Genomic DNA, 19,724 nt, shown 5'->3' with positions numbered 1-19,724 from the left:
AGGTGTGGAGGAATTTGTACCGTGTACGCCACACAATCTTTCACAATGACATAATCCCGGAGATGAGTGCTGACGTTCGGCGGGCCCGGTGGGGATCGCCATGCTGAACCTCATCGGCAACGCCCCGGCGGCCTGGGTGTTCGCGGCGGGGGTGTTCCTGATGGCGAGCCTCGACACGCTGACCGACATCTCGATGAACGCCCACGGACTGCGCGTCCAGGAACTCTACGGTCGCCCGATCCTCAACAGTTTCCACGGTTGGTGGTCGATCGGCGCGGTGTGCGGGGGTGTTATCGGTTCCGCCGCCGGTCAGGCGGGGATTCCCGTCTGGGTGCAGTGCGTCGCGGCGACGGTGGTCTTCGGTGGGATGTCGTTGGGCGCGAAGACCTTGCTGCTGCCCGGTCTGGACCACGACCCGCAGGCTGAAAGGAGCCGGCAACAGCGACGGCGGCGTCTGCCTGCCGGTGCTGTCATGCGACTCGCGGCGCTCGGACTGCTCGGTGCCTCGGCCGGTTTGATGGAGGACACCGGCTCCACCTGGGGTGCGATCTACCTGGACCGGCAGTTTGAGGTCATTCCGTTTGTGGCGGGCATGGCCTTCGTCGGGTTGCAGGGGGCGCAGCTGATCGGGCGGTTCACCGGTGACGCCCTGGTGTCGCGGATCGGGCCGCGATTTGCCGTCGTGCAGGGCGGCATCATCGCCTTTCTCGGCATGGGATTGTCGCTGATCTGGCCGTCGCCGACCACTGCGATCCTGGGTTTCGCCTGTGTCGGATGGGGTGTCGCGACGGTGATTCCGTCGGCCATGCACGCCGCCGACGAGCTGCCCGACATGAATCACGGCGACGGGCTGATGATCGTCACCTGGGTGATGCGGATCGGATTCTTCGCAGGTCCGCCGCTGATCGGTGCGCTGTCGGAGGCCGCCGACCTGCGTCTGGCGCTGTGGGTGGTCCCGGCCTTCGCGGTCGTGATCCTGGCGCTGAGTCCGTCGCTGGGCCGACGTGTCAGCAGAAATGGAACGGTTGACCGGGCCTGACCCTACGGGCCAGGGCTGTTCCTGATCGTGGGTCCTGCTGGCCGCGGAGGACATGCTCGTCAGGCCCCAGCGGGGGTAACGCTTTGAGGGTAGCGTCAACGCTTCAGAACGGACGTTCTGTGAGGAGTGACATCCCAATACAGTTATGTATTGATAAGGTCGCAGGGTCAAACAGGTGTCGTGCTACGGCGTCATGAAAGTCGATACCGCAGAGGCGGAAGGATGCATCATGATTGAAGCCTCCCATCTTCCTGGAGACACCCTCAAGGTGTGGAGAATCAATGCTGCTGTGCGTGCCGGTGTGATTGTGTGCGTGTTGATCGGTGCGATGTTGCTGTGGCCCGGGGCGGGCTGGCTGCAGCCGTGGCTTCTCGTCGCCGGGATCGCTGTGGTGCTCCATGCACTCGTCATGCTGGTGTGGGTGCTGCGAAAGCGGTTCATCAGCTACCAGTACAGGACGGAGCCCGGTGGATTCGAGCGATCCAGCGGTTGCCTGATCACTCGCAGGCTCATCGTTCCCGCCAACCAGGTCCTGTTTGTGGAACTTCATCAGGGGCCGGTCAGTCGGGCCATGGGTTTGAAACTCCTGCGGATCGGGACCCTCGGTTCGACCCATGACGTCGGTCCGCTGCTCGGTCCTGATGCTGACGCCCTCGCCGCCGAGCTGTCGAAGTGGGGCCGGGATGAGAAGGTCTAGCGCGGCGCTGGTGGGCGTTCGGGCCTGGGAGGTCGGTCGCTCCAGTATCCCTGTGGTGCTGGCGAGCGTTATAGGACCACCCGAGTACCTGCGTACACCATGGCTGATCTTTGTGATCGTGTTCTCGGCCTCTAGCTTGTACGGTCTGTTTTTCGACTGGTTGACCGTCAGATATTGCATGGACGACGACGGCGTGGTCTACGAGTCGGGCTGGCCGTCCAGGACCCGCAGGCAGATCGGCTGGCAGGAAGCCGATGCGGTCCGGGTGGATCAGGACCTGGCCCATCGGGTGCTGCGACGCTACAAGGTGACCGTGACAGTCGGCGCGGAGCAGTGCGAGTCGATCGTCATCGCGGCGCTGAGTCGGCAGGACGCGGATCTGTTGGTGCGTCTGCACAGGGACGCCACCACCCTGCTCCCATCCGATGAGAAGCCGTCAGAATCAGGATCGGAGGAATCCCGAGAGGGTGTTTCGGATTCTCGCCTGCTCCACCGCACCTCGTGGCGCGACCACCTGGTGATCGCATTCACCTATGGGCACTTCATACTCGTGGTGCCTTTTCTGATCGGTGGCTACCACCGTGTGGCGGAATGGATCAGTCTGCCCGGTGAGGATGACGTCGCACTGTGGCTGTTGGCGCATCTACCTGTGACGATCACCGCCCTCCTGGCGTGTGCGTTCCTGTACGGCGTCGCCCACTCCTACCTCAAGTTCGGTGGTCACGTGGTGAGGGTAATCGATGGTGGGTACGAGGTTCGTTCCGGGATCTTTGAGCATTCCACCCACAGGGTGCAGCTGGATGCGGTGCTGGGGGTCAGGATCGATCAGAACCCAGTGATGGTGCTGTTCGGCATGGCATCGCTTCGGCTGGTGCTGCGCAACTCCCACGGCGAGGCCCAGAGCCTCATGATCCTGCCTGTCGCCCCGATGTCGACGGTGGAGGAACAGGTCCGGCGCATCCTGCCCGACGCCTCCATGGCGACGGATCGGCCGGGCTGGCCGGTGCCCGTCGCAGTACTCGTGCTCGGCGGTGGACTCGTGTCGGGGGCGATGATCTTCGGGCAGCACTGGGGCGTGGCGTCATTGCTGCTCATCGTCACCTTGTGGCTGGCCAATCGCTGGACGGCTGCGTGGGGACGACGCGAGGAGTGCGTTGTCTTCCGTCGAGGTGTGTGTTTCGTCCGCAGGTATGTCCTGCGTCCCGAAGCCATCAGGTTGACCGAATCCTGGATGCTGCGCTCCAGGCCAGCGGTGCTGCGTGTGGTGATCCTCGATGAGGTTCCCAGCGGCCTGCTCGCTCCACACGTCACGAAGGAACGGGCGGCGAGCCTGGAATCTTTCAGCCTTTGAGGCCCAGCTCCGGGGCACGTGCCATGATGGCGGTGCTGTGAAGCGATGGGTGGTGCAGGGGCCGACTGAGGTACGGGGGATGAAAGCGTCCCCGGTGAAGGCGGCCAGGGTCCGCTGCCACCGTGTGAGGTGGTCGTAGTTCGCAGAACTCCGATGATTCCCGCCCTCGGGGCCGCGAGTAGAGCGATCCCCTCGACCGCCGAGGGTCGAGGGGATCATTTTTTTCATCCGTCAATGCGAGATGTGTGCTTGTCGTCGCGCAGGGAGGGAGGTGATGTCGACGACGTCACACCATCACCGTGCAGGTGTTCCGTGGTGCTGTTCCACGGATTTTCGTCAGCCTTTGCAGAAGTTGCGCGAGACGAACCTGCAGAGCATGTCATGGATGAAGCTGTACTCGCTCGAGGACCAGCCACCGGGGTCGAATCCCGTTTTCTGGGACTGAGCGGGCAGAGTCTCCGTGGCCTGCGCGACCGTGGGGGCTCCTACCACCAGGGTGCTGAGGGCCAGGGCGGCTCCGATGGCGGTAGCAATCTTGCGTTTGAACATGTCTTTCTCCTTAGATTTGACTGTTCGAGATGTTTTCATCCCTGTGAGGTGCGCGAACGGGTCACGCGGGAATCACTCACTTGCGGCAGAAGATTCCCAGGTACTTGCAGAGGTAGAAAGAGACCCCGCGGAATTCTTCTCCCGTCGAGGTGTGGTTGAGCCTCGGATCTGGGTCCGGGTCCATGCCGTCATTCGCGTGTGCGGCTGCCGGGGTTCCGAGCAGAGTCGCCAAGGTCAGGGTGATTCCGGCGACTGCCGCGAGTTTGCGTTTGAGCATTTTTCTCCTTGGAGTTGAGTGGTGGAAAGAATTTGATTCCGGGTGATTTCTGGGGCCAAATTCTTTTTCTTTGCCGTTGTTCAGTTTTTGGCTCTGATGTCTCGAGAAGCGATGGATGAAGCCGCTCCCCGAAGCGACTCGGTCTTGGCGTGAATGAAATAGGGAGGAGGTTTACTCCGCCTTGCGGAGGTGGGCGACGACGCCATCGACATCCTGCTGCAGACGTTCGGGGCGAACGAAGTGTCCTCCCTGTTCCTCAAAGCGCTCGTATGTGATTCCGGCTGAATCGAGCGCGGCTGCGAACTCGCGTTGTGTGTTGAGAACGGTGTCTTGGTTCACGACCTCCAATCCAGCGGCGTGTGCCGGCGGTGCGGCACCCAGTACAGCTCCCGCGCCGAGGGCAGAAGCAGCTGCGACTGCCCCACCCCCCTTGAAGACTGCGCGACGACTGATTGTGTGGTTCAAGGACATGGTTTCCCTTGTGGTTGATTTCCATCACGACAGGCGATTCCAAGGTAGTTGAGGTCCACTCGAAATCGTTTCAAGAACGGCGTTTGACATCGCGATGGACGTGATCAGTTTTCCATCGTGAATGTTCTGTCTAGCTTCCGCTCTTGAGGGGTTCCCTCGTGCTCAAGCTGAATGAAAGCTTAGTCGGATACAGAACTGTATGCAACTCTTTGGCGGCATGAAATATTGATTATTATTTCAAGGAATTTTGTTGGCTGGAAAAGCTACGGGGATCCTCGAGTCCGGAGGGCTCGAGGATCCCCGTAGCTCTGGTGGGATCTCGTGTGGCAGGAGCGTGTCAGCCGGCCTTGCGGAGGTGGGCGATGACGCCGTCGATGTCCTGTTGCAGGCGTTCCCGGCGGACAAAGTGGCCACCCGGCTCTTCGTGGCGTTCGTACTGGATTCCTGCGCGGTCCAGCGCGGCGGCGAACTCTCGTTGGGTGGGCAGTACGAATCCTTCGTTCACGTCGAAGGCCTCGGTGCCGGAGACGAGGAAGATACGTTTGCCGCGGTAGCTTTCAATGCGCTCCACAGGGTTGTCGGCGCTCACCCGGGCCTCGTCCCAGGGGGTTCCGTAGACGGTGCCGCCGCCTAGGTCAATGGTTGAGCTGGCATTCGCCCAGTGGGCGACCGCACCGTTGATGCTCCGCAGGCTGGCAGGTCCTGAGTGGCTGCTGACGGAGGCGAAGTGGCCGTAGTACTTGGCGGTGTACTTGAGGGCTCCGAAGCCTCCCATGGAGAATCCGGAGACGGCGCGTCCGGCTTGTTCGGGGAAGGTGCGGAAGGTGGCGTCCACCCAGGGGATGAGTTCCTCGATGTGGAAGGTCTCCCAGTTGCGTGGCCCCAGGTTCGCGGTCACCGGGTTGCAGTACCATCCCGCTATTCCGCCATCGGGCATGACAACGATGAGATCGCGTCCGGCTGTCAGTCCGCGGATGTCGTCCTCCTTGTCGAACTTCATGAAGTTCTGCGCCCCGCCGTGGAGCAGGTACAGCACCGGATAGCGGCGACCGCTGTCGTAGCCGTCGGGCAGGAGTACGTTGACCCTGGGTTTCCAAGCGATCGATGGAGTGGAGACCTTGTAGTACTCCATCCGACCGTAGGTCTGGTGTTCGACGACGTCTAAGCCTGCCGCGTGTGCGGGGGTGGTGGCCCCCAGAGCGGCTCCGGCTCCCAGGGCGGAGGCGACGGCGAGCCCGCCGGCCCCCTTGAAGACGCTGCGGCGACTGATGCTGTGATCAAAAGACACAATGCTCCCTAATTGATTGAAGTTTCATCATGATGTGGGGCGCGCGATGGCTGCTGCCGATTCGTGCGAGTTCGGAATGAGCGCCGGAGTGTTTTCCCGATGGCCTTTCGGGAATCCGGCTCAACGAGGCCTCCCCCGAACCCTAACCGGATACAAGTTTGTATGCAACCCCTTGTGAGGATGCTTTCCGCGTCTTCGATGGCGTGGCGGCGTGCTCGGCTCGAGGCGATTTCCGTCAGGACAGCCAGGCTGCCAGGGTCACCAGCAATGTCAATGGCACCGTCGCCAGGGCCAGGCCCAGCACGTAGGCCTTGGGGGATCTCTGCACCACCGCCACGAATTCCCGCAACATGGCACTCGGCCAGTAATACCACGCAGTACGCGCCCCCAACACCTGGATACCCGTACCCAAGTCGCGGGCCAACAACGCAGCACGCATCGCGTGATAATTGCTGGTGACAGCGATTCCCGTGGCTTCTGGGCCCAGCCGCGGCTCGGCTCGAACCAGATCCGTCGACATCTGGAAATTCTCCCGGGTCGTCGTGGAGCGATCCTCCAACACCAAGGCCGCTTCCGGAACACCCTGCTCCAACGCATAATCGGCCATTGCCCTAGCCTCACTGACAGGTTCATCAGGACCCTGCCCACCACTCATCACCAACAACGGACGCCGCCCAACACCCACCTCACCCCGCCACACCCCAAGGGCCCGGTCAATACGCCCGGCCAGCAGCGGGGTGACTTTTCCAGAAGGAACCCCGGCACCCAGCACCATGATGAAATCCGGGTGAACTCTGCGGACGATACGTTGGTAGAACCAGGAGTACCCGACGAAACAGAAAAACATCAACGCCACCCAGCCGGTAGTGAGCATGATGAACGCCGGGACGGGATAAGCTCGCCGCTCCCCGACGATGATGATGGCGATACAAATGACCATTGCCGCGACCAGCCCGACGCCAGCGAGCAGGGACAACGAGTGGGCCAGGGAGAAACGTTCCCTGCGGAGCATGACCACACCATTGAGGATGAGGAAACCCGCCAAACCGACGGCCATCAAGGGTGACATCACCACCAGAGCGGCCAAGCCCATCAGTGGGGCCGCGAAGCCGAGGAACGTCAGCGTCTGGATGCCGAGCAGCGCGGTGACGGCGATCCACCCGGCGTTGGCCAGTCGCCGTGGTTCCTGGCGGATACGTCGCCATGCCACCCATCCCGTGATGAGTAAGGCTGCCAGCAGTATCAGTCCAGTCAGAGTTGTTGAGCCCACAGTGGCACGATAGTTGCACTGCTGTGCGAATACTTTGCTGTAGCTCATGATTCCGGGGACGCTCGGGGTACCCGCAGGGGTGTTGGGCGCCGGCCAGTTCGTGATCGCAACACCTTCTCCGGTATTGCGAGACCAGATTCTTTGATCTTCAGGCAGCAGCACCATGCCCGGCTCATTATCCCATGTATCCAGCTCTTGAGCTTTGCATGAAAGGATTGACCCCATGTGCGAGTCCTCTGTTGCACTGCCCGCTCTGGGCTACATCGTGGCAGCAGGAGGGGGTCAAATCCACTGTGGGAATCAGGTGATCAGATGAGTCAAACCCCGGAAGCAGACGGATTCACAGTTCCTGAAGACTCATCGGAGCGGTGCCTGTGGATGCAGAGCATGACCGGGCTCATGTTGATGACCCGTGTCCGGCAGAGCGTGATCACTGACTTGCCCGCCGATCTCGGTGACGTGGCCCGAGCGGCTGCCTGCAAGGCCGTTGATGACACTCTCTACTCCCTCATGATGTTGGTTGATGGCATCTTCGCCCCGGTGCGTGATACAGCAGGCAAGATCGGTTTCGAGGTGGACCTCGTGGGCAGGCTGGTGGAGCCTGAGACCGGTCGGGTTCTGCACACTGAATCCTTGCATGACGGTGAAGGTGCCTGCACGTGGTTGGTCGGGTGGCTCGAAGGCGACTACGGAGACCTCCTGTAGAGCGTGAAACTTCAGGTCGTCGACATCCCTGGAGGGTGTGAGTCACCGACTGGGATTGTTGAAGGCCTCCGCGATGAAGGGGTCGACCAGTCCGTGGTAGGTCTTCGGGGCGTCCCGCCGTACGCAATGGCCGACACCGTCGATCAAGACCAGGCGCACGAGCGGGTTGGTCACCTCGGAGGGGTCCGGGGCCATGTCACCGTCGCGGGGTGCAAGGTACAGCGCCGGTATTGCCAGCTGGTTGACTGCGCTGACGAGATCGGCTTCGCCGAGATAGGTGCCCTCACGGATGAAACGGCGGTCGACCTGCTCCTTGCACCGGGCCCACTCTTCGATCTCGGCATCACTCCATGAGGTCTCGTGCCGCATACGCTTCCGTTCGGCCAGGCCGCCGTCGGCGACGAACGCGTCCAGGAACTGCTCCTGGTGCTCCACGAACCAAGGAGCCGGACCCCAGTGCCCGGTGGGACGCGCGACGTCCTCCAGGACCAGCGCCCGAACCAGATCGGGCCGGGCCACGCTCACTCGCAGCGACATGAGTCCTCCCAGGCTGTGTGCCACGACGACCGGTGGTTCTGGAAGCGAGAAGAGAACTCGCTCGAGGTCTTCCTGAATGGTCTGTGGCGCCCGGGCCAGAGAGTTGTCGTCCCACCGTGGGGACACTCCGTGCCCTCGTAGGTCCACTGCGAGAACGTGGTACCGGGAGGACCAGTTAGCCACCGCGTCGGGCCAGGTGGAAGCCGATTCCGTCAGGCCGTGGATTAGAAGCAGGGTTGGAGCTGCGGGATTCCCCCACTCGTGCAGCGCAAGCGTCGTCACCTCAGCGACTGTAGTACCAGGGGCGTCGAAATCGTGGTGCTGATACACATCTGCGCATCTTTGCTTCCACAGCGGCTTCCTGCTGGTTCCCTCGAGGGCGAACTCCCTATGCTGAACACCATGTTGATCCTTTGCGCTGCTCTGCTGCGTCTGCGCAGCCGCTGACCGCGGGAGCATCCCGTCGCTGCTCCCGCCCTGGCCTCCATGCCGGGCGGTGCCCTTTCGCGTGCCCGGTTCCACGATCATCACGGAGCAAGCAGTGCCTACTTTTCATCACGGTCGTCATGAATACGGCCAGAATTTCCTCACCGACCCAGCTGTCCTCACCGCCTTTGTCGAACTCGTTGCAGCGACCCGCGGTCCCATCATCGAGATCGGACCAGGCGACGGCGCACTCACCGTGCCGTTGGTGCGCCTCGGTCGTCCTGTGACGGTCATCGAGATCGACGACCGCCTGGAGCAGCGGCTGCGTTGTCATCTTCCTCCGCATGTGAAGGTGGTGACGGGTGATTTCCTCACCTATCGGTTGCCGAGCCATCCCCACGTGGTGGTGGGGAATCTGCCCTTCCACCAGACCACTGCGATGTTGAGACACCTCCTGCACTCCTTTGCCTGGAGGGATGCGGTTCTGCTGACTCAATGGGAGGTTGCTCGTCGCAGGGCCGGTGTGGGCGGGGCTACCATGATGACCGCGCAATGGGCGCCGTGGTTCACGTTCACTCTGCATGGTCGCGTCCCAGCGCGGGCTTTCACGCCACGCCCGGGTGTGGATGGTGGGATTCTCGCCATCCACCGTCGCGAGCACCCACTGCTACCAGTGACTGAGCGACGTCGATTCCACGCCTTGGTCCATCGCATCTATACCGGCCCGGGAAACGGCCTGGCCCAGATCCTTGCTCGCGTCACCTCCCTTCCTTCACCGCAGGTAGCCCGGACTTGGCTCGGAAGACATGGCATTGATGCTTCAGCCCTGCCTCGAATGATGCATCCGGAGGCCTGGGTGGACCTGTTCAAGACGACGGGATCGTCACCACCTACCCCTTCGCCACGAGGAAACCGCAGGAGGCGACGATGAGCCTCTCCGCTGCTCAGCAGGCCGCACGTCTGTTGGCTGAGCGACCTGAACACGACTGGCAACTTGACGAACTTGCTGCGCTGGTGCATCTCTCGGTGTCGCAGCTCGGGCGAGTGTTTACCCGCAGGTTCGGCCGCACCCCGATGCGTTTCCTGATGTACCTTCGCGCACATTTGTTGGCCACGCTGTTGCGGGAGACCGACCTGCCCATAGCAGAGGCGATGAGCACAGTGGGGTGGCGTAGTCGTGGACATGCGGCCCGCCATTTCAAGGAAGTGTTCGGAGTGTCACCGTCGGGCTACCGGAAGATCGGACAGGAACGGATACGTCACAAATGATTCGGTACCTGGTGAATGACAGGCATGCACTGAGCATTCTCTGTCACCACGTCCACCGTGTGGCCGCTCGGGAGCAGGGATGAGTCCCTGAACCTTGAGTGGGCACAGGTTTGTGTGAAACTCCTTGGAGAGATGGGGTCTGCAGTTCGTCTCCCGTGTGATGCTTTAGGTTAGGGCGCGACTCGGGCCCTCGACCATGAGAAGGTCGAGGGCCCGGAGCCGTTTGGTTCGTTCGTGGAGTTCCTATTCGGCCTTGTGGAGGTGGGCGACGACTCCGTCGATGTCCTGTTGCAGGCGTTCGGGGCGGATGATATGGCCGCCTGGTTCCTCGAAGCGTTCGTACTTGATTCCGGCTGAGTCGAGCGCAGCCGCGAACTCGCGCTGGGTGTTGAGAACCGTGTCTTCAGTCAGGGTGTTGATGATGGTTCCGACCTGCGGAATGTCGCTGACACGACTTGTTCCGGCGACGAGGAAGATGCGCTTGTTGCGGTAGCTCTCGATGTTCTCGATGGGATTGTCCGCGGTGATGAGGTCCTGGTGCCACCGGGGCCACCGACCATAGACGGGTTGACCGAACTCCGCATGGGAGGTCAGGTTCGCCCAGGCAATGATCAGGTTGGGGACTATGCCCTCCACCGCTTTCGAGCGGAGGTTTGCCGGTCCGGAGTGGGCGCTGACGGAGGCGAATTTGTCGCTGTATTTGGCGACGTATTTGAGGGCTCCGAAGCCTCCCATGGAGAATCCGGAGACGGCGCGTCCGGCCTGTTCGGGGAAGGTGCGGAAGGTGGCGTCCACCCAGGGGATGAGTTCATCGATCTGGAAGGTCTCCCAGTCGCGTTTCCTGTTTCGGGCGGACACAGGGTTGCAGTGCCAGCTGACGCCCGCGTCGGGCATGACCACGATGAGATCACGTCCCTCGGTCATCGCCCGGATGTTGAGTTCCCGGTCGTATTGGGTGTAATTTCCCCCGCCTCCGTGGAACAGGTAGAGCACGGGGTACCGTTTTCCGCTGCTGGCGTAATCGGCGGGAAGCAGGACGTTGACGTGGGGATTGCTGCCTGCTGGGGACAGCGGAGGTGTGACGCCCGAGAACGATGGGCTGGAGAAGGTGTAGGTTTCCATGCGACCGTCGGTTGCGTGGTCGGTGACCTCGAGGCCTGCTGCGTGGGCGGGTGTGACGCCACTCCACGCGGCTCCGGCGCCGATGATGGAAGCCGCGGCGAGCCCTCCGGCTCCCTTGAAGACAGTGCGACGGCTGATGGTGCGATCCAGGGACATGATGCTTCCTAGTGATTGAAATTTCACCACAAAACATGGGTGTTGTGGGGCAGAGAATGCCGGGGTGGATCGGCGCTGGTGCGATCATTCTGCTCGGATGATCATCACCGTTCCCGGTGGCCTTTCCGGGAATTTTCGATCCTGTGAAGCTTCCCTGTAGACTTTAACTGGATGCAGTCCTGTATGCAACCCTGTTGTGGCGGGTTTTTCGCACTTTTGTGGAAGCCGTGGTGAGCGGGCACGACCCGATCCCTCGGCCACCGCAGGGTCGAGGGATCGGGTCTAGTTCAAGGTGTGCTGATGATCAGCAGGGACGCCACAGGTGTCCGACGATTCCGTCGAGGTCCTGCCTCAGGCGTTCCTTGCGGATGTGGTGACCGCCGGAGTCCTCGCAGTGCTCGTGTTTGATTCCGTGCTTGTGCAGGGTCTCCCTGAATTCCCGGTGGGTGTGAACGATGCAGCTTTCGTGTGAATTCTTGGAGTCGGTTCCGCTGAAGAGGAAGATCCTCTTGTTCTTGTACTTCTCGACGCAGTCGACCGGGTTGTCGGCCTTGATCCGCGTCTCGTCGGAGCCGTAGACGCAACCGCCTGCGAGATCCGCCGAGGAGGAGGAGTTGGCCCACTGGACCACGGTCTGACCGTAGTTTCCTCGCAGGTTGGCCGGGCCCGAGTGGCAGCTGACGGATGCGAAGTGGCTGCTGTACTTGGCGGTGTACTTGAGGGCTCCGAAGCCTCCCATGGAGAACCCGGAGACGGCGCGTCCTTCGCACTGCGCGATGGTGCGGAAGTTCGCGTCCACCCACGGGATGAGCTGCTCGATGTGGAAGGTTTCCCACTTCTGTGGTCCGGCGTTTGATTTCACCGGGTCGCAGTACCAGCCCGCGGCGCCACCATCGGGCATGACGATGATGAGGTCATCTGAGCCGGCCAGATTGCGGATGTCGTCATCCCTGTCGAACTTCGAGAAGTTCTCTGAAGGGCCGTGGAGCAGGTAGAGCACCGGGAAACGGCAGCCGTTGTTGTAGTTCTTGGGGAGGAGGATGTTGACCCGGGGGGTCCAGCTGATGCAGGAGGTGGAGAACCTGTAGTACTCCATTCGCCCTGTGGTCTGGTGCGCGATGACCTTTAGGCCTGAGGCGTGTGCGGGGCTGGCGGCGCCGCCCAAGACGGCACCGGCGCCGAGGAAGGAGGCCGCGGCTATCCCGCCTGCTCCTTTGAACATGCTACGACGAGTGATTGAATGATTGAGAGACATCAAAGCTCCTACTTGGTTTTTGCGTCCCTGCAGGTATGGTGGGGGTGTAATTTTTTGAAAATTGTTGTTTTGATGTTGAGCGCTCAATCGGGTGCGTAGCGGGTTCAGCGCTGCGCGCCCGGTTGGTGCGGCCAGTCATCCCCCAGCTGGTTTGTACGGGGAGACTGGACCTTTGAAGCTTCAGGAGCACCCTAACTTCGCTCCATGGCCCGCCGCATGAGACACGCAGAAATACATAACTTTCGGCTAACAACTATGGCCATTAGTTAGAATTTTGGAGGTGGGATCGGAGTTTTGGTCACGCCCCGGATCCGCCGCTTTGGGAGAGTTTGGCCTTGTCAGCTTGGTTTTCCTGATGTTCGGGCTAATTTTCTCGGCGACGAACGTAATGTTGAAACTGTAAGTAGTGAAGCTGGTGACGTTCTGGATGTGATTCCGTCCTTCGTTGCCTCCGTTGAGGTGTGTGGTGTGCGCGACACCGTCGATGAGGAGGATCCTCCTCAGGCATCATCGAGAACCTCGCTCGGCACACTGTCGCTCACTCCGTTTGGGTGAGGACCGAGGCGATCCTTGCCGCAGGACGGCGTCTCCATCATGTGAGCGATCCGGTGCTCACGGACGACGACCTCTACGACGAGACGGGCTCAGGGATTAATCCGGGCCCGGAGCTCCTTGAAGTTACGGTGGGCCAGCTCGTCCAGGAATGCCGATCCGTTCTCGATGCTGCCGACGTAGTGGCCGAACAGCTCCATGTTGATGCAGCCGAACAGTTCAGTCCAGCCCCTCAGGACGATGATGATCAGCTCGTCGGGGACATCGCCGGGCATTCCCTGCTCACCGATCCAGCGACGCACCCTGGCGAGGTCTTCCCGCAGTGCCGGTGCCGTTTCCGGTGAGTCCGGCGGCGGCGTCGTCCCCGCCTGCGACCTCATGTCCGAGGCGATCCGGGCCAGCAGGATCGAGATCCGGGACGCGGCTGGGATGGTTTCCGGCGGGGCCTGGTAGCCGGGGACCGGGGTGCCGTAGATGAGGCCGTACTCGTTGCGGTGCTCCAGCGCCCAGGTGCGGGTGGCGCGCCACAGCGCCATCCAGCGACCTTCGAGGTCTCCGCGTGGGATTCTGCCCTCGGCCTCCTCGACGGACCGTCCCAGCGACTCGTAGGCGTCGACGATCAACAAGGTCAGGAGGTCGTCGCGGCTCTTCACGTACCGGTACAGGGCGCCGGGGGTGACCTCGAGGTCGCGCGCCAGGGCCCGCATTCCCAGCCCGACCGCTCCCCTCTCGACGAGGTGCCGGTGCGCGACCTCGAGCAGTCGCCGCGTGAAGGCGTCGCGGGCCTCGCCGCGCGGGGTGGGGGTCATGGTCCCAGTCTCGCACGCCACGACCAACAGATCCGTGAACAGTGTTTACAAAATTACGTGAACAGTGTTTACTGTTCTTGGGGGCGGGAACGGAGGAGACATGGAACACATCACCGTCATCGGAGCAGGACCGCTGGGCAGGGCCGCGACACGCTCACTCGTGGAGGCCGGGCACCGGGTCACGGTCGCCACCCGCAGCGGCACACAGGTACCCGGGGCGCAGGCCGTCAGGGCCGACGTCGTCACGGGCGACGGCTTGGAGGTGCTCGCGCCCGGAGCTGCGATCGTCGCCTGCTGCGGCATCACGTACACGATCGCTGGGTGGCGCCGTGATTGGCCCCTCGCCATCGACAACCTCATCAAGACGGCGGAGCGGCACGATGCGACCCTCGTGGTTGCGGGCAACTACTACTCCTATGTGCGCGGTCGGATGCCGATGCGCGCCACCGATCCCCTCGACCACCCACCGTCGGCGCTGGGCGAGGTCCGGGCAGAGGTGTCCCGCAGGCTGTTCGCCGCCCACGAACAGGGGCGCATCCGCGCTGTCGAGGTGCGGGGGTCGTCTTATCTCGGGGCCGACGCGGGTCCGGGTGCCTATCTCGGGCCGCGGTTCGTGGATCCGCTGCTAGCCAAGGGGGCGACGAGCGTCCTCGGCGATCCCGACCTGCCCTACACCATGACCGCCATCCCCGACTTCGGGCGTCTGCTGGCCCGCGCCGCCACCGATCCGGAGATGCCAGGCCGGGCCTGGCACGTCCCCAGCGCCCCGGCGGTCAGCGTCCGCGACCTGGCCCGGATGCTGTTGCGTGCCGCCGGTCGCGAGGACGAACCGAGGTTGCGCACCATGCCGGCGTCGTTGCTGCGCGCGCTGGGATGGTTCTCCCCGACGCTGAGGGCGGTGAGGGAGACCATGTACCAAAACACCGAACCTTTCGTCGCCGACGACACTGACACCCGTGAACTGCTCGGTGAGACCCACACGCCGCTGGAGGAAACGGCGGCGGACATCGTCGCAACCCGGCTCAATCGGCTGTGAGGTCGGAGCGTCTACTGTGGGGGCATGACCGCACATGCCGTCACCCGTCACGAAATTTTCCAGACCAGCCTCATCTCCGCCCTCGTCCAGGGCGTCTACGAGGACGAGATGACCCTGGCTGAGCTTCTCGGTCACGGTTCCTTCGGCATCGGCACCTTCAACGGGCTCGACGGCGAGATGATCATCTTGGGCGGTGTCTGTTACCGACTGCGGGGCGACGGATCCGTGACCGTGCCCGAGCTGACGGAACGCACCCCCTACGCCGTCGTGACCAATTTCGTGCCGAGCCTGAGCCGATCCGTGGTGGGACCGATGACCCGGGAGGAATTCTCCCGAGCCGTCGATGCCTTCGTCCCGAGCTCGAACTACATGTATGCGCTGCGGGTGACCGGTCGATTCGTATGGGCGAGCGCGCGCACGGTGACGAAACAGGACCGTCCCTACCGGCCCATGGTTGAGGCCACCGACGGCGAGGAGATCGCCCGCCGCGAGGACTTCAGCGGGACGATCGCCGGGTTTCGCACGCCTCTGTACGAGTCGGGAATCTCGGTAGCAGGCTGCCACGCGCACATCATCAACGATGACCGCACGTGGGGTGGGCACCTAGTGGATTTCGTCCTAGAAGAGGGTGAAGCCGAACTGTGCCTGGGCACCGATTTCCGCATGCGTCTGCCGTTGACCGAGGAGTTTCGCACCGTCGACCTGTCGGAGGACAAGACCGAGGAGATCCGCCGGGTCGAGCACCACTGAACTGTGGGCATGGTCAGTTTCCCGTCTCCGGGATCCCGCGATATGGAACGCTGTTATTGGGCTTTGTTCCCTGAACCGTTCGCGAGAAGGAGCAGCGAATCTCACCGGAGAGACCGAGGTGCAGGCGATGCCTTCGTGAATAAAACCCCTAGTCAGACCACGGTTAAAGATGGCCGTTGGATGATCGCAGGGTCGATGGCGTGATCCGATCCGAAGGTTGTCGCAACGCAGAAAGTATTTGCTTTCGTTAACTTGCGTGCTTCTGGATGCTGCTCCTCCGGTTGTAGGGCGGATATGACCCTGCCGCGCGCTAAGCTAATTGGCCAGTGTCCTCAGGGGCGCAGCCTAATTTAATTTCATTGTGGAACGGAGATTCCCGTGCATGTGAACTACGAACAGTTGGGGCTTGCGCGTGCAGTACTTACGCGCCAGGCCGATGACCATCTGCCGGCCATGAAGAATTACTTGGATAAATGGGCAACATTGACTGAGGATGACCTCGGCCTGATTCTTCAGTTTCTCAAGCCGGTGAATGACGCCCTGGTTCAAGGTGGGGACATGGTCCTTGATACCGTCAAAGGCGTTTATTCCAAAGGGGCCGAAAACCTCAGCAGCTCCATTGATCTCTACGCCGAGACTGATCTGCAGGCCCACGCGCTTCTTTCTTCTCATGCAGCGAAGATGGGACACTCCATTTCCTCGAGCGAGGACCCTCGGAGCAACATGCCCACCTTGGGGGCAGCGGGCGCCGGGCAGCCCGAGATCAAAGATGTTCAAGCCGTTCTGAGTGAGCCGAGCGCGACTTCCGATGACGCGGATAACCTGCGCTGGGAGGCCGGCGAGATACTGGGAAGCGTGGACTGGGTGTGCGAGAAACTCTTCGGGTTCTCGGTGCTGGAAGAAGTGGTGTTCAAACCCTTTGCCGGTGACTGGAAGCGCGTGGAGTGTGCCGCCGCGGCATGGGAGAACACCGGGAAGGCCTTCACCGAACTTGCGAAAAACACGCTAGGCCTGTTGCTTCGCATCACCGACTGGGTCAGCAAAAGCGCTGACAATTTCGCCATTGCAATTGGCGCCGTGGCCGGAATCGATGAGCTGATCGCTCTGGCAGCCCAGATGGTTGCAAAGGGAATCAAGTGCTTCGCTGAGCTCGTCAAGTCGCTTGCAAAGCAGATTGCCCACATGCTCAGGCGGATTTCGCACAAACTGGAGAGAATCGCAGTGGAAGCGTCCATACCCGTAGCCGGATGGATCGTGGGATCAGTCGAGATCGGGACTCTGGCCAAAGATGTTTTCCAAGATGTCAAGTGGGCGCAGGAGGCGATCACCAAGGTCTGCAACTTCATCTCGAAGATCCAGGCGAACAGTCAGAAGATCAAGGAAGCCTTCGACAAGGCTCAGAAACTCATCCAGAAAATTCAGGCAAACTACGACAAGATTCAAAAGGCCGTCGACAAAGTGCAGAAGGCCAAGGAGAAGTACGACAAGTACAAGGACAAGTACGACAAGTACAAGGGTAAGTACGACGAGTACAAGGGTAAGTACGACGAGTACAAGGACAAGTACGACAAGTACAAGGACCAAGGCGCCGACATTGTTGATTCCGTGCGGCGAGGTGTGGAGGCACGTTCGTGAAGGACAAGGCAAAAGAAGAACAGCTCATCGAAGATGCGCGAAAGTTTCCCGAGCTGGCGTCGATGTTCGAGGAGATGCGTGGGATCCTCGAAGACTTCGAGCTCCACGAAGAGGAGGTCGAGCGTAAGGACAGGGCCGGGGAGGAGGCCGAGAAGAAGGCCGATGAGGCGCGGGCCGAGAAGGCTCGTGCGGGTGAGCTTGGCCCCAAGTGGCAGGAGATCCAGAAGCGGATCGATCAGGGTAAGACAACCCTGAGTGATGTTTTCAATGGTAATGATGATTCTCCTGAGGCTCGTGCTTTGCGGCAGGAATCGAACAAGACCTTGGGAAGGATCCATGATCAGTGGGCCAAGGAGGCTGAGGAGGAGGATGCAGAGAATCCACTCACCCAGATGCGCGCCGCATGGGAAGCTCACGAGGAGCGCATTCGTTCCTTGAACAACGATCTCGATGTTTTCCCCAGTTGGCCGGACCGGAACTGAGCGAGTCGACGATGTTCACCGGGCGGCCGAATGCGGTCGCAATCAAGATGTCGAAGAACAAAGGAAGCAAGGGGTATGAGCAATATCTTGAAAGTTAATGACGGGGTGCTGAGCACTCTCTCAGGGGATTTCAGAGGTCACGTATCGCGGCTGGATTCAGCGCTCAACGAGTATCGAGGCAGCATGGGAAACCTTCGGTCTGGCTGGACTGGAGAAGCCTCAGAAAGTGCGTCGACGAGGCACCAGCAATGGGAGACCGACATGAATCAACAGATCGACTATCTCGAGGAGCTGGCCGGGATCATCGACACGATCGATCAAATGTACGTCGATTGCGAGGACAATGTCGCTGCCCTCTGGGCTATCTGAGAAATCCGCGTCGGAACCCGTGAGTCCGATCGAGAACTCTTTGGCGATACGGGTGTAGATGATGCAGGGTGCGCGTCCAGCGCTCTCCTTCCTTCGGGCCAGGAGATGCGTTTCATTGGGAAATGCGCATAAATCCTGATGATGCCACTCAGATGAAGGCGGGGTGGGGCGTCTGCCTGATTCTCAAGCACCAGTGCTGCGGTGCAGGGTGACGAGGATTCGGCAGACGCTTTGTCTTCATGAAGTGGTTCGTTTCATGATGCCTACTTCTGTTGAACTGCGAATGTTCTTTGAACGGCTCTCCTCGGGTAAGGTTTCCGTCCTAATTCGGCTCGTTCAGTCGGATTGTGAGCGCGGCGATGGCGCCGCCGGTTGCTGGTGAGAGGAGCGTGGTGAGGGTGGGGTGCTGTTGGAGATGAGGTCAGGCCAGGTCGCCGTGCATCTTGTGGACCTTCTCCAAGGTCGTTTCCAGACCGCTGGATTCCATGTACTCGGTGACGAACCGGGGATCGTATTTCTTCAGATCGGTCTCTCGGGTGACGATCTCCTGGTAGAGGGCCTCGCGTTCCTCGTCTGTGTTGTGGTATTCGGTGTGCAGGTAGGAATGAGCCCTGCGGTCCAGGCTGCGGATGGCGCTGGCCACGAGACCCCTCCGGCTGAGCAGGGAGACCACGACGGTGACCGTCAAGATTGTGAGGATCACGACCAGCGACTCGATGTCCCCGATGTCCCACACGTCGACGTGCTTCCCGCCGTTGATGAACGGCACATTGTTCTCGTTGAGAGCGTGGAGGATCAACTTGACGCCGATGAAACCGAGCACCGCGGTGAGCCCGTACTTGAGGTAGATCAAACGGTCCAGGAGATCGTCGATCAGGAAGTACAGCTGCCGCAACCCCATCATCGAGAACGCCGTCGCCGTGAACACCAGGTACACGTTGGTGGTGACGCCGTAGACGGCGGGGACGGAGTCCAACGCGAACAGCAGATCGGTGCCGCCGATGGCGATCATCACCAGCAGCATCGGGGTCAGCACCTTGCGACCGTTCTCGATGGTGAACAGCTTGTCGCCGTCGTAGTGGTCGGTGGTGCGCAGGTACTTCTTCGCGATGCGGATGACGAAGTTGTCGGCGTCGCCGGAATCCCCGTCCTCGGGCGCCAGCATCCGTCCGGCCGTGATCATCAGGACAAGACCGAAGATGTAGAAGGTCCAACTCCACGCCTCGAGCATCGCCTTGCCCAACGCGATGAACCCCGACCTGGTCAGCAACGCGAAGACGATCCCGAACAGCAGCGCCTTCTGCTGATCCTGCCTGGGCACGGCGAAGGACCCCATGATCACGAGGAAGACGAATAGGTTGTCGACGCTCAGCGCTTTTTCCAGCAGCCAGCCGTTGAAGTACTGGGTGCCCATCTCGACGCCGCCGAAGATGGTCACCGCGACCCCGAAGAGGATCGCCAGGCCTACGTAGATGATGGACCAGACGGTGGCTTCCTTGAGAGTGGGGGCGTGCGCCTTTCGGACGTGGGCGAAAAAGTCGAAGGCGAGCAGGCCCGCTATGAGCAGCAGGGTCAGGACCCAGATCCAGAGAGGGACGGACAACCGACTCACTCCTTGATAGAAATGCGGAAGGCGGTCGCGGGGTGATCCGGGGAAGTGATCTGGGCGACCTCATCAA

At 61.3% G+C, this 19,724-nt stretch carries 21 protein-coding genes; 11 read left to right on the top strand and 10 right to left on the bottom strand.

Annotated features, from left to right (window positions below; genetic code table 11):
• Positions 1-100: 100 nt before the first annotated feature.
• From V7R84_RS15190 to V7R84_RS15180, 3 genes are all read left to right on the top strand, one after another.
• Positions 101-1,039: an MFS transporter gene (locus V7R84_RS15190; RefSeq protein WP_338570649.1), complete on the top strand. Its 939-nt coding sequence runs from the start codon at positions 101-103 to the stop codon at positions 1,037-1,039.
• Between the two features lie 229 nt (positions 1,040-1,268).
• Positions 1,269-1,736, top strand: a complete 468-nt coding sequence (locus V7R84_RS15185) for a hypothetical protein (protein WP_338570646.1) — start codon at positions 1,269-1,271, stop codon at positions 1,734-1,736.
• Complete coding sequence (locus V7R84_RS15180; protein WP_338570643.1) at positions 1,723-3,087, top strand: PH domain-containing protein; 1,365 nt, start codon at positions 1,723-1,725, stop codon at positions 3,085-3,087. Before V7R84_RS15185 ends, V7R84_RS15180 begins: the two co-directional genes overlap by 14 nt.
• 336 nt (positions 3,088-3,423) lie before the next feature.
• Here the strand turns inward: V7R84_RS15180 and V7R84_RS15175 are convergent, their stop codons facing one another.
• From V7R84_RS15175 to V7R84_RS15155, 5 genes are all read right to left on the bottom strand, one after another.
• Entirely contained in the window at positions 3,424-3,636 is a 213-nt protein-coding gene (locus tag V7R84_RS15175) for a hypothetical protein (protein ID WP_338570640.1), read from the bottom strand.
• A gap of 76 nt (positions 3,637-3,712) precedes the next feature.
• The gene (locus V7R84_RS15170) at positions 3,713-3,913 is read right to left on the bottom strand and encodes a hypothetical protein (RefSeq protein ID WP_338570637.1); all 201 of its coding nucleotides are present in this window, start codon (positions 3,911-3,913) and stop codon (positions 3,713-3,715) included.
• Positions 3,914-4,084: 171 nt separating this feature from the next.
• Entirely contained in the window at positions 4,085-4,384 is a 300-nt protein-coding gene (locus V7R84_RS15165; protein WP_338570634.1) for a hypothetical protein, read from the bottom strand.
• Positions 4,385-4,721: 337 nt separating this feature from the next.
• On the bottom strand, positions 4,722-5,672 hold the full coding sequence (locus V7R84_RS15160; protein ID WP_338570631.1) for an alpha/beta hydrolase: 951 nt from the start codon (positions 5,670-5,672) through the stop codon (positions 4,722-4,724).
• A 235-nt stretch (positions 5,673-5,907) separates the two neighbouring features.
• Positions 5,908-6,942 (bottom strand): YdcF family protein, encoded by a 1,035-nt coding sequence (locus tag V7R84_RS15155; protein ID WP_338570629.1) that lies wholly within the window; start codon positions 6,940-6,942, stop codon positions 5,908-5,910.
• 387 nt (positions 6,943-7,329) lie between these two features.
• Here V7R84_RS15155 and V7R84_RS15150 point away from each other — a divergent pair, with 387 nt between their 5' ends.
• Positions 7,330-7,647, top strand: coding sequence for a hypothetical protein (locus V7R84_RS15150; protein WP_338570627.1), 318 nt, complete (start codon positions 7,330-7,332; stop codon positions 7,645-7,647).
• Between the two features lie 42 nt (positions 7,648-7,689).
• Here V7R84_RS15150 and V7R84_RS15145 read toward each other — a convergent pair whose 3' ends face one another.
• Positions 7,690-8,466, bottom strand: coding sequence for an alpha/beta hydrolase (locus V7R84_RS15145; protein ID WP_338570623.1), 777 nt, complete (start codon positions 8,464-8,466; stop codon positions 7,690-7,692).
• Between the two features lie 259 nt (positions 8,467-8,725).
• Between V7R84_RS15145 and erm the strand changes: the two genes are divergently transcribed.
• Both erm and V7R84_RS15135 read left to right on the top strand, forming a co-directional pair.
• Positions 8,726-9,541 carry a 23S ribosomal RNA methyltransferase Erm gene (gene erm / locus V7R84_RS15140; protein WP_338570620.1) on the top strand — a complete coding sequence of 272 codons (816 nt, stop codon included), beginning with the start codon at positions 8,726-8,728 and terminating at the stop codon, positions 9,539-9,541.
• Complete coding sequence (locus V7R84_RS15135) at positions 9,538-9,879, top strand: helix-turn-helix transcriptional regulator (RefSeq protein WP_338570618.1); 342 nt, start codon at positions 9,538-9,540, stop codon at positions 9,877-9,879. The genes erm and V7R84_RS15135 overlap by 4 nt, the downstream gene beginning before the upstream one ends.
• Before the next feature lie 243 nt (positions 9,880-10,122).
• Here the strand turns inward: V7R84_RS15135 and V7R84_RS15130 are convergent, their stop codons facing one another.
• The 3 genes from V7R84_RS15130 to V7R84_RS15120 form a co-directional block, all read right to left on the bottom strand.
• Positions 10,123-11,157, bottom strand: coding sequence for an alpha/beta hydrolase (locus V7R84_RS15130; protein ID WP_338570615.1), 1,035 nt, complete (start codon positions 11,155-11,157; stop codon positions 10,123-10,125).
• A 304-nt stretch (positions 11,158-11,461) separates the two neighbouring features.
• On the bottom strand, positions 11,462-12,412 hold the full coding sequence (locus V7R84_RS15125; RefSeq protein WP_338570612.1) for an alpha/beta hydrolase: 951 nt from the start codon (positions 12,410-12,412) through the stop codon (positions 11,462-11,464).
• Positions 12,413-13,056: 644 nt separating this feature from the next.
• Entirely contained in the window at positions 13,057-13,773 is a 717-nt protein-coding gene (locus V7R84_RS15120) for a TetR/AcrR family transcriptional regulator (RefSeq protein WP_338570609.1), read from the bottom strand.
• 100 nt (positions 13,774-13,873) lie between these two features.
• Here V7R84_RS15120 and V7R84_RS15115 point away from each other — a divergent pair, with 100 nt between their 5' ends.
• The 5 genes from V7R84_RS15115 (at position 13,874) to V7R84_RS15095 (ending at position 18,045) form a co-directional block, all read left to right on the top strand.
• A complete protein-coding gene (locus V7R84_RS15115; protein WP_338570606.1) occupies positions 13,874-14,809 on the top strand; it encodes an NAD(P)-binding domain-containing protein in 936 nt (311 codons plus the stop codon).
• A gap of 24 nt (positions 14,810-14,833) precedes the next feature.
• Positions 14,834-15,559 carry an acetolactate decarboxylase gene (budA, locus tag V7R84_RS15110; protein WP_338570602.1) on the top strand — a complete coding sequence of 242 codons (726 nt, stop codon included), beginning with the start codon at positions 14,834-14,836 and terminating at the stop codon, positions 15,557-15,559.
• Positions 15,560-15,937: 378 nt separating this feature from the next.
• The gene (locus tag V7R84_RS15105) at positions 15,938-17,194 is read left to right on the top strand and encodes a hypothetical protein (RefSeq protein WP_338570599.1); all 1,257 of its coding nucleotides are present in this window, start codon (positions 15,938-15,940) and stop codon (positions 17,192-17,194) included.
• Positions 17,191-17,676: a hypothetical protein gene (locus V7R84_RS15100; RefSeq protein ID WP_338570596.1), complete on the top strand. Its 486-nt coding sequence runs from the start codon at positions 17,191-17,193 to the stop codon at positions 17,674-17,676. The genes V7R84_RS15105 and V7R84_RS15100 overlap by 4 nt, the downstream gene beginning before the upstream one ends.
• A gap of 75 nt (positions 17,677-17,751) precedes the next feature.
• Positions 17,752-18,045 carry a WXG100 family type VII secretion target gene (locus V7R84_RS15095; RefSeq protein WP_338570593.1) on the top strand — a complete coding sequence of 98 codons (294 nt, stop codon included), beginning with the start codon at positions 17,752-17,754 and terminating at the stop codon, positions 18,043-18,045.
• A gap of 421 nt (positions 18,046-18,466) precedes the next feature.
• Here the strand turns inward: V7R84_RS15095 and V7R84_RS15090 are convergent, their stop codons facing one another.
• Complete coding sequence (locus V7R84_RS15090; RefSeq protein WP_338570590.1) at positions 18,467-19,657, bottom strand: TerC family protein; 1,191 nt, start codon at positions 19,655-19,657, stop codon at positions 18,467-18,469.
• Between the last annotated feature and the right edge of the window lie 67 nt (positions 19,658-19,724).

The sequence above is a fragment of the Arachnia propionica genome (assembly GCF_037055325.1).
In the GTDB taxonomy this organism is placed as follows: Bacteria; Actinomycetota; Actinomycetes; order Propionibacteriales; family Propionibacteriaceae; genus Arachnia.
The sequence above is the reverse complement of the archived record's forward strand: the minus strand, read 5'-3'. Positions and strand labels throughout refer to the sequence as shown.